Genomic DNA, 13,143 nt, shown 5'->3' on the forward strand with positions numbered 1-13,143 from the left:
ATTTTTAAGTATTAAAAAAGAACCTCTCAAAAGTATTTTTCTCTACTCCTTTAGGTTCTTCTTTTTCACTAGATACTTCCGATTCATTTATCCACTCTTGCAACGTTTTACCTTCGATAATAGTTTCATCACAAAGCTTAGCGATTGCTTGATTTACAGCATCTTTAATAGCACCTTCTGGAATCTCTAAACTAACCTTTTTGTTTTGCTTGAGATCGCTCATCTTATTAATAATTTTAGGTGATAAAAGTCCGCTACCAGCGTTCGCTACAAACTGCATCGGCTGTTCACCAAGTTCAAACATGATTTCATCAACAAACCCTTTTTCTTTAGCTTCGTCTGCTGTAAGCCAAGTCTCGCTATCCATCATCTGTAAAATCTCATCTTGAGAAAGATTAGTCTTTTGAACATAAGCGTTTGAAAGTGCTAAGTTAGCCTTTTCTAAAATTTCACTGGCTTTATTCATATCATGGTAATCTCCACCGGCTCCCATTGACACATTATGAATCATGATTTGACCTACAGGTGAAATTCGTGTAATATCACCCGCCATTGCAATAATGCTCGCCGCACTTCCTGCCATAACAACATTGACAGTCACTTTTCCTGGATACAACCTCAATGCTGTATAAATCTCATTTCCAGCATCGACTAAACCTCCATAAGAATTTATAGTAACCTCCAATGGTTCATTGCCAGAAAGCTCATTCAAAATATCCTTTGGCGCAGTACTCTCCATTTCAAATTCATCATAAATCCATTTATGACTATTAGAAACAATAACTCCTTTAACGTTTAGCTTCTTCAAATTTCATCACCTCCTTCATCCGATTGATAGTTCTTAGTCAATATATAGCGATCAAGTTCACTATCATCAGATCGTTCATAACCAAACATTTCACGAACTTCATTTCGATTGAAAGCTCCGGACGCAATCAATTTGTCAGCAGCTTCTGCACTTTCAAGAGGAGACCCTTGATTCACAATCTTTATTTCTTGACCCTCGATGAATTCTTGTGGCGTAAATAGCTTAGCGTTCATTTCGTCTTGTATTTTATGAACAAAATTCCGTTTACAGTATCGATCAAATGCCTTCATACTATTACTCAAATCCGCCATCTCACCGTGAATCAAACTTGGAGGTATACCTAAAATTTTAGCAACATCGCTAACAACAGATTTTTTCAAGTTCGTCAGCTCCTCGATAGACTGTGTGGTCATCGCTCTTGTGGCTCCGAGTTCCTGATATTCTAGCCCTTGCATTTGTGGAACAATAGCAACTGAACTTTTGTTAAACACAGCATACAGCTTGTTAATGAAGCTTTGTAGTTTTTCTTGCTTCGCATCGTCAAAAACTTGACCAGTTCCAACTTGGACTATACCTCGTAACTGATAGTTTCGTAATTGAGCATTAATCATGCGACCGAACATCTCACCATAATCGTCAAACAGGCCATCTAAAAACTGTGACAATTTTGCGTTTCCATATTCCAAATATAAAACATCAGACATTTTAAAACTGCGTTTAAACTCATAGTTTTTTACGACAACCTCACTAAAAACATCATCAAGTAGGGCGTATTCTTTTCTATAAAAATCGTCTGCGATTAAAAAATCATCGGTGTCTGATAGGATAATCAAACACTCTCCATCATAAATCAACTTATAAATAACCTTTTCCCAAAAGCTGGTTGCGGACTGGTCACTATTAGGCCGCACATTTAATTTGTAATATAAGTCCTTTTTTATGACTTTATTCCCATTCCTGACTTGAAAATCTGACTGTGCAATTGATCGGCCTAGAAATTGAATACAGGTATCGAGAGCCAAGCGTTTCAAATATGCGCGCTGTGAGGTATCTTGTAACATATCGAGATCAAACATCCATTCGATCTCTTTATTTTTTTTCAATCGATCGAGAATAAATCCCACTGTTTCACCTCCTTCTGTTAAAAATCAAGTGCATTTAAGAAATCCAAGGCCTCGCTATAATCTGTATTCACAATCTCATCTGCACGATACATAGCATGAACGAAAGCTTGAAATCCATCAGTCTTTCTCCTGACTTCATCTTTCTTCAAATATTCCTTATTACCGTCATGTTTAATATGAACAAGAACATTGTTTGTATACCAGCGCATAAGCGGATTATTGTCAAAAATGATATGATGATTTGCAAACGCACTTTCGATGCGAGGCGCAAGCAAACTGTGAATAGCTCGAGGATTTCTGATAATTTCGATTTCAAACCCTTCTTTTTCAAGCAGTGGTCGCAAAATATCCATTTTAAAATTATCCGCGACGATCTTTTGAACACCGTATTTTTTCCGCATCTCAACAAACCAATTCACAACATGCGTCGGATTGATTGAAGGTTCATCAACGACAGTCAATAAGCCGCTTTCTTCCCATTCTCGAATTGGAGCAAATTTCTGCTGTTTCAACACGTCATCTTTTTTCGAATAATTATAATAGATGTCTGCAAAATGCTTTCGAACAAATGAATGTGTTTTAAACACATAATCATCGTTGTTTCTGAATAACAGACCACATGCTGCAAAGTCTCGAATGCTTGCGAAGTCTAAACTCCCAATACAACTTGATTTTGAAAGATTGGGAAATGGTCGATTTGTAGCCAATATTTCTTCCCAGGTTGCGACGCTACGTTCTAAGTTTTCAACAGGCAGATTCATTCGCTTTGTCATGAATTCTTCGCGGTTCGAAGGGTCTTCAATTAAGTCTTCAAATTCTTCAAAAACTGTATCAAACAATATTTCAGCATACTCAGAATGCGGTTTTGAAAACATCGGGTTAGCTAATTCCCAGTTTCCTGGCTCATTAACTTGTTCTTCATTATCTAGTTTACAAATAAATGGAAAAATTGAATTAGGTCTAGCTTCACCTTCCAACACTTTCCTAGCTTTTTCCTTCATACCGTCCAAAAAACCTTCACGAATATATCCATCGGTTCCAATATAAAATTCACGTGGATTTTTACGTTTACCCAACCCGCTTATATGAACCTTCACATCTTGATTACTCAAATATTCATGTATTTCATCAAAAACAACAGCCCCATCACGAAGCCCATCCTTTGTATTTCCATTTGATGTTCGATATTTTAAAATTGATTTCGTAACTCTCGATTCAATTTTTGCTTTTTGATTTAAAAAAAGCTTTTTTCAAAGGTTCAGCGTTAAAATCTATCGCGTTATACACTTCTTCAAAGCTTGTCTTTGCTTGTTCTTCAGAGTTTGCGACAATAGATATGTTGTATTCAGGGATACCATGCAACTCGCTTATTAAAAAATGTGTGACAACAGATATTAAACCGTTCTTACCACCACCGCGCCCAAGCATCCATAAGAATTTTCTATAAAAAGCTTTTTTGTTTTTTTTTGTGGAACAAGAAGATAAAAGCAATTAAGAATTTTTGAAATGATTGTAACGGAAAATACCACTTTTCACCAAAACGAATGCAGTCTTCAATCATTTGATCATCAAAAAAGAGGTCATCTCTAGAAAGGATGTCCTCTTGTAAATAGCGAATTAATTGTTTCCGCTCTTCATTGAATTTTATTTTTCCCATTTCGTACTCTTTTATATAAGCATCTACATATTTTTGTTTTATCATGTTAAATCACTTGCCGCATAACTCTGTTTTACAACTTCCTTTGGGGGCGGAAGACTAGCTTCTAGGTCTCGCCCTAACGCAATCAACGAAGTGTTGATTTTATTCTTTTCAGCGATTGCCGGATTTGGTTTTAGGAAGACTTGTGTTGCGTTGATTGTCTCAACCATTACACCTTTCTTCTCGATTGATTCATCAAGCATATAAAAGATTTTTAGCAGATTGATATAACGATCCACTTTTTCTTTACCAACATCGCTTTTTTTGTCTACTTTTTTGAGCAACTCTTTTTTAATTTTATCAGCGTCCACCTGACACACCTCCCTTTCGCATGTAAAATTAATCATTTTTCCAGACAGAAGACCCCCACACCGTTCCCAGAGCCAATTTTAAATCGCAAAGTTTTGACCCGGGGTGCTACCATTTTTCATCTGTCGCCCATTTATTTTCCTTTTTTATAAATCGATTGTGTTTTTGGTTATGGCATTTTATACATAATGTTTCGAGGTTGTTTAGCTCCAGTCCTAGTTCAGGGTAACGTTCTAGGTCTTTAACGTGATCAACATCGAGCCGTTTACGCTTAGTCACTAACGAAGGTGCTTGATCTATAAGCACCTTGCCATTTCGTTTACACTCTTGACACTCATAATTATCCCGAGTTAATGCAAGCTTTCGAACAACTTTCCATTCGTTAGATTTATAGAAGGTTACGCGCTCTTGCTTTGTCAACATATATCTCACCCAATCAATAGACGGATTATTCTTCTAAGTTTTTATTAAACTCTCTAATATATTCTTTGGCTAGAATCTTTTGTACTTCAAATACAGTATCAACATCTATCTTCTCAACGTCGATACCAATCTTTTCTAAGTATTTTTTATTACTGTCAGAATGAAGAATGTTATGGAAAACAGAAAATAATATAGCGGCCACTTCAAAGTTAGTCAACATAGATTCTGTGCATAACTTATACATTCGTTCTTGCACTACATCTAAATCCTTATTTTCTTTGTGCTCTTTGAGCACATCAAACAGATTCTTTTGATTCACACATTTCACCCTTTATCTTGTGTTATCAATATAAAACGACCCCGCCTGTTCCACATCGTTGAGAGGTGCGCGGGGTTTTATTAAGGAACGTGCATATCATACGTAGAATTTGAGTAACAGCATACAACCTATAACCATAATAATTGAGAAGTTACCTGCTACCCAAATTCCTCATGCTATCATAATATCATCATTTTACCCCTCAAAACGGGCAACAAACGGGCAATTAATATCCCAATCTTTTACCGATTTCAAGTACAATTCTCCGATTCTTTCTTCTTGCTGTACTCTCATCCATATTTAACTTACGAGCTATCCACACCCAAGTAGGTTTACTCCTATCCCAATATCGAAACTGGATTAACTGCTTTTCTTCATCAGATAGTTTATTGAACACAGATTCAAGCGCTAATATAACTTTCTGCATTCTTTCGATCTGTCTATCCATTTGTAACAATAAAGCCCGCTGTTCAGTCGGATTGCTTATCATACCACTAGAACCGCCGCCGATATTATCATCTCGAAATTCTTGGAACGATGAACCAGTCACAACGTTTATTCTGAGCTGCTCCAGCTCTTTCTTCGTTGAATGATAGAATCTGATCTCATCTTCAATACTTTTATATTGTGCTGTTCGTAATCCTTTGCTCACTCAATCACTCCCTCAGCAAATTCACAATAACCACATATAATAGAAGAGACACAATAGTAGACTCGAAGTCTAACAATCCGACAAAATACAAACCAGTAGTAGACAACGCGCCTAGTCCTAGAACTAAATAAGCAATTAAATTTAAAACCCTACTCATCTTTTTTCACTCCATTCAATCAGATCGTTCAAATAATACTGAGCCTTTTTTAAATCTTCTAAACCATTCTTATGTTCAAAGCGGGAAATATACTTAATAATATTACCAATTGCGTACGACGGATAATCAGATACCTTCGCTTTAATATAATCCAATGTTTCAATTCCCCCAGTGTTATAATGTTCTGGATGATTGACAGTATCATTACCTATTTCTATTCCAGTTTTAGAAAGTTGATTACGAACATTTCTCCAATTCTCATTTCCTGTATCTCTTTTCTCCATCTCCACACTCCCTTGAGTAGCAGCTCATTTTTTTTTGATCCACACCTATTAGTCATTTTCGGATAACAGATCAGAACGCATTTTTAATTTTTGATAACCCAATATGCATTAGGGCAGGAGAGTCCAATTTTGGTCGGACATTTTTGACTAACCAATACGTAGTTTCATTTCAAAATAAACCCAACAAAATAATCATCAAAACTCAATTCCGACCCAAAACAAGCCAAATCCGTTCTCCCACAACGCCTCCCACTCTTTCAACTCATACGGTTACCAAATCGATTTTCAAAAGGTAACCGTGAAACCCCTACGGGCAGAAGGCGGTTACCGGTTACCAAAAAAATCGCCAAAAAAATATTTTTTACTAGTTACTTCTCAACAATATAAATATATATACTTTTTTAAGAGATATAATGGTAACCGGTAACTTTTGAATAAGAAACGGGATACCCTCGCCGTTTATCGAGGTTACCAAATCGAAAAAATTCTGGTAACCGTTTGGTAACCGGTAACCCACCGAAATCTCGAAAGTCATTCTGCCGCAACAGTTTGATAGATTTTAGCAGTTTTTCCGTTAATTTTTTTTTGGTTTTATTTCCAATTGGTGAACATCTTGTATGGTAGATTTCAAAGCACGGGCACTTAAGACGTTTAGTCCATTTTCTTCCGCCCATTTTTCGTATTCTTCGAAAACTTCTGGTGCACGTTTGCCGATGATATCATCTTTGGTGAGATCGAATACAAATTCTAATGTTGTGTCATTCTCCTCGTGGTATCGTCTATTGTAGTCCTCAACGATTTTAGCGTCTGTGAACTTCTCATTCTTATAAAGTCTAAAATAAGCCTCTACAACTAGTTTAATCCAATATTGTAGCGCTTTTGGTGTTGTGATATTAGAGATAAATCGTTTGTCCTTTTTTTTGACCTTTGTAAACATCGGCATCCAGACCACACGACGTTTATACGATTCACCTTTTTCAAAACTCTTGAGCACGTGATTTGAAGCAAAGATGAGCGTAGGGGTTAACTCAACGGAGTTGGCATTCTTGTACAATTTTCGCATCTCCACAAAGTCGCAAGTTGAGATGTTTTTCAAGATTTTCATTTGCTCATTATTGATCGGCTCATCTTGGATATCATCACCTAAATTCGTTAATTTCCCCTGCAAAACGTTGAAATATCGTTCGTCAGTCATGTTCTTAATCGATAGTCCTGAACAGTTTTTCTGATTTAAAATAGACCTTATGATAGAAAGAAGTGTCCCTTTTCCGTTCCCACCCGAACCAATTAAGATGAAGAACTTACCCATCATACGTTTGACCTCTTTATCCACAATCAAGCAATGTCCCATCATTTCGAGCACAAATTTTTTGTAGTCCTCATCTGAATTCGTCAAATGGTCGAGATATTGTTCTACTTCTTCAACTGGTTTTGTATCTGGATCATATTTGATCGGGATACTGTAGGGTGTAAAATCTGTATAATCTACCTCAATAAACTCTCCGTCCCTTAAAATGCCGTTTTTTAGTTTAATATCGAACGTATAGTCATCCGGTATCAATTTAGAACGCAGATTCATTTGTTCGATGACTTCGCGAACATAATTCGTCTTCTGGCCTTCACAGTAGCTAAAAACCATCCTAGTCATTTTATCTTCATCGTTGATATACTCTTTTCCGTCAAAATAATATAGACTCCCTGAATATTTGACAATGCGCTTTTCTTTCATAATCAGATCGGCAATCGCCGCTTCACCGTCTTTAATTGCTTTGATCTCTATATCACGAGTCAAAGTTTCCATTTCGTCTTCCGGAAGTGGTGTTGCGAAAATGGCTTGATTGATGAAAATAAGCATCTTAGTCCAGTTATTTAAACTAGTGATATAGCCTCGATGTTTAAATAATGCCTGATTGCGTCCGTCACCTTCGTCCAACCCTAACAATTCACTGGCTTTTCGAAGAGGTTTAAAAAAGTTCGGAAGTTCTTCACGTATACCTTGATTCATAACCTCTCTAGCCTTTCCGTTGCGCTTGACAGTGATGTCTTTTGTATTCTTGATATGTTTGTACTCGACTTCAAAACCAAGCCCACAGATGCTCTTAGCGGCTCTAAAACCGTCTGGTTTTTTGAAGTAAAAATGAGCACCTCGTTCAGTCCATACAATCTGTGTTTCAATTCTAAAGAAGCGGATTAATTCATTAATTTGATCGCGATTGAGACAATCAATATCAATAATCAAGTCACTATCTGTTAACAAATAACCTGCGTCATCGAAATATTCGAGGCTCTCGGAAACGTCTGCGTCTTTTTTCGCGTGTTTCTCACCGTTTAAAAATTCAACATACACACTTATTCCCACCTCTCAATCCTTGCTTTTGCTAATTCGTAATAGAAGTTTATGTCTATTTTTTGACTAAAGTTTTCCAGTTTCTCACATTCATCATTCCAGATCAGCATTTTTTTCTGGCGTATCCGGAAAACGAACTAGCCCATCATCTTGTCTTTTTTTTATAAAGTGTAACGCCGTTTTTTTCGAGTGGCAAAAATTCGATTGATCTTGTTGTATTGAACGTCATTTTCATCAAATGTCCCTTTAAACGTTCCGCCTGCTTGCAGTATATATTGAAAGAGATGTGGTTTATCCAAATTCTCTTGAATCGTAGTTAATACATGTTGACCATTTACAAGATGTTCCACTAAACAGATATCAGCGATACGAATACTGTTGTTTTTAAAGTATTTGTCCTCGTGAAAGCGGTTCACGTCTCCACCCTTCGTTTCAATTTTTCCATTTCGGACAGCGAGATAGTTATTGACATTGTTTTGAATCCATGTTTCAAAATTTTTCTCTTCAAGAGTTAAATTGAAATCCTTTTCCCATTGGTTCCAAATCTCCAAATAATTATCATTGGTCGTCGTAAATGCAACACCATCTGTATTAATATTGACAAGTGTCACAAAAGGCGCTAGACGTTTACAGAGTTCATATAAAGCGATCTGACCATAGATACAAACTGATAACGCCGCATTTGGATTATTTAAAAGGGAGTATTGATTGTTTAGATTTCCGTAAACGGAATTTAGAACCAGTTTGAGTGCGTCGGATAACGCTTCATCAGTGTGTTTCACTTGAATTCGTTGTTCTAATATCTCTCTGTATTTCTTTGATGCAGACCCCAGAACATCTAAATTCAAAATAATATGTGGGTACATACTCGCTACGTCCAGTAATTTGACGTTTTCAAACTTTTTACGGGATGTGTTTACACCGTGCAATCCGCCAAAGCCAAATTCAATTGAACAGCCGAACTCCCGAATTACTGTTTTCTTTTTTTTTACGTGATTTATCCATCCACATATCGACCACTTCTTGAGGAACCAGTTTTAACATCTCATAGTCACCATTTGAATCATACTCACCTAACCTGATATCTGACCATTTCGGTAAAGGTTTTTCTAGTAATATGTTTGCACTAATTGTCGTTGTATTCCATTTCATCGCTTTTCCGTGGAACTTTTCAGGGAGCATTCTAACTAGACGTTCTTTGACATTGAAATAGTTATATTCACGAATTTTATAAACGTCAATTGTTGTGTCAACATCATAGCAACAGTATTCGATGACTTCTTGTAGTTCTTCATCCGTCAATTTCCGATCGATCGTGAAATCTATACTTGATTCTAAAATCATCCGCCCCATATTACCCTCGATTTTTTTTAAACCTGGTCGGGAGACATCTATCTGTTGAAAACAGTCGAGTGAGTCGATAGCATGGTGAACATTATTTACCTTTTGTTGAGAGATCAACTTGTCATTTAACTGTTTAATTTGATAAGGTGTATATCCGTTGATCATACCTGTTAAAATCTTGTCATCATAAAAATAGTTGTTATACCCGACTAATTTATGGGATTTTACAAGCTCCAAAACACCTTCGAAATCATTGTGAAATATCTGCACAACTTTTTTATTTTCATCTTTGAAAACAACGAGAGAGTCTTCTTTAAATACTTCAATATCGTAGAATAATAGTGGTTTCAATGCTTCACCCCTTTTTATTCAAGGGCGGACTTTTGTCCACCCTCAAGTTTTCATCACTTATTTCTTTTTAGCGAGCGGTTTGATTTCTGGATAGATGAATTTACCGAAAGCGGCTTTCACTTCAATCATGATTTCTTTACCAACAAGCTCTTCTTTATCTTCAACAGGGATCCCGAACTTCTCTTCGAATTTTTCGTACTGTTTTGTTTGTTTTTGAGGATTTTTGAACCATTGCTTTAACGTTTCCATATAATCTGAATAGTTCATGTTACTTTGGTACGTTTGTCCATCATATTCGAATTTGATGTGAATTCCGATGCCGTCATCATCGACCCCGGTCACCGTACTTGAAATGATCTGACCGACCATATCTTTATCAAATTTCGCAATTTGCTCAGACTCCCACAAGCTGTTGAATTTATCATAAGTGTAAACATCCTTTTCAACACCAACCGCAGAAGGTAGATTATCAAAGGTCACTCCGAAGTATTCTTGACACCACTCTTCGACTTTCTGCGCCTTTTCGTCACTTGGAACAAACTCCCCTTTATCTGCGTCATAAACGTTTTTATTGAAAATAACTTCTCGCAACTCTCCACGTTCCATATCAACAAATTGAAGCGTTGCTTTACCGTCCTTCAAAATCACTTCTACCAATTCCAATTGCTCTAATTTTTCACCGTTTGCCATATTTACTTCTCCACCTTTTCAAATTTAATATTGTTTGTTTCCATAAACATTTCTAACATGCGTGCATCTTTAGGGTTGTTGAGTGTATAAATGTACTTCGTAGCTTGAAGAATCTTCGTTTGCTCATTAAAAGTCACTTTTTTATTACTTTCCAAAAGTGCGTGCCTGTTTTGTACCGCTTTGACGCTGATAGCTAAGTTTTGTGTAGCTTGATATTCTGCCAAAACTTCATCTGAATGATCCATTAGCTCGATTGCAGAAAGGTCTTCTTCCACTTGAGTTAACCATTTGACCATCGCCGCTTCGACTTTCGTCAATGACATAGTTTTGTTCAAATATTTAGGCTTTAGAAAGTCGTCAAAAGTGAACAAATTTTTGAAGTCATACATTTGAATCCGCTTATCAAAGATCGCTTTAACAGAAATTTTCTTTTCATCTCGCTCAGCTTCTTCAAGTTCTCTAACCTGCATACGAACCTTCTCGTCTGCGCTTTTAACGATATTTACAATCTCCTTGACCTGTGATTCAAACGTTTGATAAGGAATCAACATTTCATTTTTAATTTGAATCCGCTGACTTTCGAGTTTTTTAACCTCATTGTTGACTGCTGCTAGTAATCGTTTCGAATCTTTAACGTTTTCTTCGGTGACTTTGACATTGTCGATATGAGAGGCTAGAATCATAGCACTATTTTTGATTTCATCAAACCCATTGAACTGAATGCTCCCTCTTTTAACAATCGGATTCTGAATTTGAATTTTCGGCAAGCTCTCTGTCAATCTCATCACCATCCTTCAAAAATCCAATGGCAGATACATTGCCTTTTTGTGATTCTAACCATTTTGCTACGGTACCATTTTCTTCATTTTTAAATTCTACAAAAGATGGCAGTCCAATGATTGAGGTGAACTCAATAGCCTCTTGTAGATCGCATGCGAATCTCGAAAACTGAACCTTGCTACATGTTTCATTCAAGAGTAGCAGCTCTTTTGTTGTAATCATTTATCATCACTTCCTTTCAATAAAATCGTTCACTTTTATGCAACTCAATGAGTCGACTGTCTTTCGAACGTCTGTGCGTATAATAAAATGTTTTACAATCTTTGGTGCTTAGATGTCGCTTTCCGCTAATAAATGGGTCATAGCCACGATTCGCTTGTTTTCTGATTGCTTCAAGTTTTTTATCATCATGATTGCTTTCAATAAAAAAATAATCATATTGCCTTTTTTGGCGCATGTTTTAATGAGCTTGTATCAGTAGCATAGATGATATCCTTATTGTTCTTCCTCCATGCAAACCCTTGTGTTATAACATTGTGAACACATTCAAACGGTAGAAATTCATAATTTTGCAACTCAATGGGGTAACCGTTATTGCTAATAATATCCACACCGTACGTTTGAGCAACTTCATAATTGGCTATAATTTTGATTTTTGGGAATAATTCTTTTATACGTTTTAATGTTGATGGTTTAATATGATCGCTATGAATGTGCGTTAACAATAAATAACGTATTTCATACAATCGAGCTTTGATTTTTTGAAAAGGTACACCACAATCGATCATGACATCTTCTATGATGACACAATTTCCTTTACTGCCCGATGAAACAATTTCATAATTAATCATGGATGAGCTTCACCTGCGATCTTGGAATCCAAAATGAGTCTTGCATGTCTCCGATTTGGATTATTCCACTATCTTGGACTTCGACTATGCTCCCTTTTTTAATTTTGTTGATCATTCTTCATCAACTCCAATCTATTCAATTCTGACCATAAATAATCGGAAAACTGGTTAACTCTCATCGTTAACATCCTGAGTTCATTAATTGATCCTACCCTGGCCGCTTGTAGGTCAAAGCCTATCCGCTGGGTTTCATTTTTAATAATCTCTAACTTGTGTTCCATCTAACTACTTCCTCCTATCCTTATCTGACCGCAAAATACTTAAAGTAATCAAAGTTGAAGAAGTCAATAATGCAATATAAAAAAGTGTTTCCCAACCGTTCATTTAATCCTCTCCTTTAAGGACAAGCTCTAACTGCTTCTTGAAAGTTTTATCCTCAATCTCATAAATTTCATAAAACATATAATGCGAACCATAATCAAAAGTGGTCACACCGTTTTTTGTCCACAGTCGCACATAATAAGGCTCAAAGTTGTTTAAGTTCCACCAATTGAAAATTGATTGTTTGGCTTCTTCAAATGTCGCATATGTCCCATGTATATTATGTGACTTGGCGTGGTTATCGACCCAATGTACTTGGTATTTCATTCTTGTACCTCCTTATAAATATCTAGAACACCATCTTTTTTGGGCAAGATAACGCCTGCTGAAACGACATCTACAGTTATTCCTCGAACACCTTCGTCGTCGTCTTTAACCGTGATAGCGATCATTTGATCGTCGTTGTATTGCTGGATAATGACTAGATTAGCTTTTTTTATATTTTCACCTGCTACATTCTCAAATTGATCTAGACCTGACTGTAAAGTTTTAGAAATTTCTTCCAACGTATCGAATTCTTTCATTCCTACTTCACTCCTTCCAACAGCTCCGGATTTTGCCATTTGTTTCCGATAACTTCTAGTTCGTTTAACTCACTCCACAAATTAATTGATTCGCGTCTCT

Annotated in this window: 16 protein-coding genes and 2 pseudogenes; all 18 read right to left on the reverse strand. The window is 36.4% G+C overall.

Going from position 1 to position 13,143, the window contains the following annotated elements:
• Positions 1–4: 4 nt before the first annotated feature.
• The 18 genes and pseudogenes from MFLO_RS02240 to MFLO_RS02320 all read right to left on the reverse strand — a co-directional run bounded on the left by MFLO_RS02240 (position 5) and on the right by MFLO_RS02320 (position 13,043).
• On the reverse strand, positions 5–808 hold the full coding sequence (locus tag MFLO_RS02240; protein WP_036096079.1) for a head maturation protease, ClpP-related: 804 nt from the start codon (positions 806–808) through the stop codon (positions 5–7).
• Positions 805–1,932, reverse strand: a complete 1,128-nt coding sequence (locus MFLO_RS02245; protein WP_036096081.1) for a phage portal protein — start codon at positions 1,930–1,932, stop codon at positions 805–807. The genes MFLO_RS02240 and MFLO_RS02245 overlap by 4 nt, the downstream gene beginning before the upstream one ends.
• A gap of 17 nt (positions 1,933–1,949) precedes the next feature.
• Positions 1,950–3,634 (reverse strand): annotated as a pseudogene (locus tag MFLO_RS02250) (terminase TerL endonuclease subunit).
• Positions 3,631–3,942: a P27 family phage terminase small subunit gene (locus MFLO_RS02255; protein ID WP_036096083.1), complete on the reverse strand. Its 312-nt coding sequence runs from the start codon at positions 3,940–3,942 to the stop codon at positions 3,631–3,633. Before MFLO_RS02255 ends, MFLO_RS02250 begins: the two are co-directional and overlap by 4 nt.
• Before the next feature lie 106 nt (positions 3,943–4,048).
• Entirely contained in the window at positions 4,049–4,363 is a 315-nt protein-coding gene (locus MFLO_RS02260) for an HNH endonuclease (protein WP_036096084.1), read from the reverse strand.
• A 25-nt stretch (positions 4,364–4,388) separates the two neighbouring features.
• Positions 4,389–4,682, reverse strand: a complete 294-nt coding sequence (locus tag MFLO_RS02265; RefSeq protein WP_149022952.1) for a hypothetical protein — start codon at positions 4,680–4,682, stop codon at positions 4,389–4,391.
• Between the two features lie 226 nt (positions 4,683–4,908).
• Positions 4,909–5,334, reverse strand: a complete 426-nt coding sequence (locus MFLO_RS02270; protein WP_036096088.1) for a DUF722 domain-containing protein — start codon at positions 5,332–5,334, stop codon at positions 4,909–4,911.
• Positions 5,335–5,487: 153 nt separating this feature from the next.
• Positions 5,488–5,697 (reverse strand): annotated as a pseudogene (locus MFLO_RS02275) (DUF3310 domain-containing protein); the annotation flags it as partial.
• 652 nt (positions 5,698–6,349) lie between these two features.
• A complete protein-coding gene (locus tag MFLO_RS02280) occupies positions 6,350–8,122 on the reverse strand; it encodes a DNA primase family protein (RefSeq protein ID WP_241433508.1) in 1,773 nt (590 codons plus the stop codon).
• A 161-nt stretch (positions 8,123–8,283) separates the two neighbouring features.
• The gene (locus MFLO_RS16175) at positions 8,284–8,988 is read right to left on the reverse strand and encodes a hypothetical protein (RefSeq protein ID WP_241433509.1); all 705 of its coding nucleotides are present in this window, start codon (positions 8,986–8,988) and stop codon (positions 8,284–8,286) included.
• A gap of 79 nt (positions 8,989–9,067) precedes the next feature.
• Positions 9,068–9,817, reverse strand: a complete 750-nt coding sequence (locus MFLO_RS16180; protein WP_241433510.1) for a hypothetical protein — start codon at positions 9,815–9,817, stop codon at positions 9,068–9,070.
• Between the two features lie 57 nt (positions 9,818–9,874).
• Positions 9,875–10,507, reverse strand: coding sequence for a hypothetical protein (locus MFLO_RS02290; protein WP_036096090.1), 633 nt, complete (start codon positions 10,505–10,507; stop codon positions 9,875–9,877).
• 2 nt (positions 10,508–10,509) lie between these two features.
• A complete protein-coding gene (locus tag MFLO_RS02295; protein ID WP_036096092.1) occupies positions 10,510–11,292 on the reverse strand; it encodes a DUF1351 domain-containing protein in 783 nt (260 codons plus the stop codon).
• Complete coding sequence (locus MFLO_RS02300; protein ID WP_036096094.1) at positions 11,240–11,509, reverse strand: hypothetical protein; 270 nt, start codon at positions 11,507–11,509, stop codon at positions 11,240–11,242. The genes MFLO_RS02295 and MFLO_RS02300 overlap by 53 nt, the downstream gene beginning before the upstream one ends.
• A gap of 212 nt (positions 11,510–11,721) precedes the next feature.
• The gene (locus MFLO_RS02305; RefSeq protein ID WP_241433511.1) at positions 11,722–12,138 is read right to left on the reverse strand and encodes an MBL fold metallo-hydrolase; all 417 of its coding nucleotides are present in this window, start codon (positions 12,136–12,138) and stop codon (positions 11,722–11,724) included.
• 98 nt (positions 12,139–12,236) lie between these two features.
• Positions 12,237–12,419 carry a hypothetical protein gene (locus MFLO_RS02310; RefSeq protein ID WP_036096096.1) on the reverse strand — a complete coding sequence of 61 codons (183 nt, stop codon included), beginning with the start codon at positions 12,417–12,419 and terminating at the stop codon, positions 12,237–12,239.
• A gap of 103 nt (positions 12,420–12,522) precedes the next feature.
• The gene (locus MFLO_RS02315) at positions 12,523–12,786 is read right to left on the reverse strand and encodes a hypothetical protein (RefSeq protein ID WP_051993435.1); all 264 of its coding nucleotides are present in this window, start codon (positions 12,784–12,786) and stop codon (positions 12,523–12,525) included.
• Positions 12,783–13,043 carry a hypothetical protein gene (locus tag MFLO_RS02320; protein ID WP_036096098.1) on the reverse strand — a complete coding sequence of 87 codons (261 nt, stop codon included), beginning with the start codon at positions 13,041–13,043 and terminating at the stop codon, positions 12,783–12,785. The genes MFLO_RS02315 and MFLO_RS02320 overlap by 4 nt, the downstream gene beginning before the upstream one ends.
• Positions 13,044–13,143 lie beyond the last annotated feature (100 nt).

Source organism: Listeria floridensis FSL S10-1187 (assembly GCF_000525875.1).
GTDB lineage: Bacteria > Bacillota > Bacilli > Lactobacillales > Listeriaceae > Listeria > Listeria floridensis.

Excerpts from the sequence above, each read along its gene's own strand:
- MFLO_RS02260 (WP_036096084.1), bottom strand. The coding sequence starts at position 4,363 with ATGTTGACAAAGCAAGAGCGCGTAACCTTCTATAAATCTAACGAATGG.
- MFLO_RS16175 (WP_241433509.1), bottom strand. The coding sequence starts at position 8,988 with ATGTACCCACATATTATTTTGAATTTAGATGTTCTGGGGTCTGCATCA.
- MFLO_RS02290 (WP_036096090.1), bottom strand. The coding sequence starts at position 10,507 with ATGGCAAACGGTGAAAAATTAGAGCAATTGGAATTGGTAGAAGTGATT.
- MFLO_RS02295 (WP_036096092.1), bottom strand. The coding sequence starts at position 11,292 with ATGAGATTGACAGAGAGCTTGCCGAAAATTCAAATTCAGAATCCGATT.
- MFLO_RS02300 (WP_036096094.1), bottom strand. The coding sequence starts at position 11,509 with ATGATTACAACAAAAGAGCTGCTACTCTTGAATGAAACATGTAGCAAG.
- MFLO_RS02305 (WP_241433511.1), bottom strand. The coding sequence starts at position 12,138 with ATGATTAATTATGAAATTGTTTCATCGGGCAGTAAAGGAAATTGTGTC.
- MFLO_RS02310 (WP_036096096.1), bottom strand. The coding sequence starts at position 12,419 with ATGGAACACAAGTTAGAGATTATTAAAAATGAAACCCAGCGGATAGGC.
- MFLO_RS02315 (WP_051993435.1), bottom strand. The coding sequence starts at position 12,786 with ATGAAATACCAAGTACATTGGGTCGATAACCACGCCAAGTCACATAAT.
- MFLO_RS02320 (WP_036096098.1), bottom strand. The coding sequence starts at position 13,043 with ATGAAAGAATTCGATACGTTGGAAGAAATTTCTAAAACTTTACAGTCA.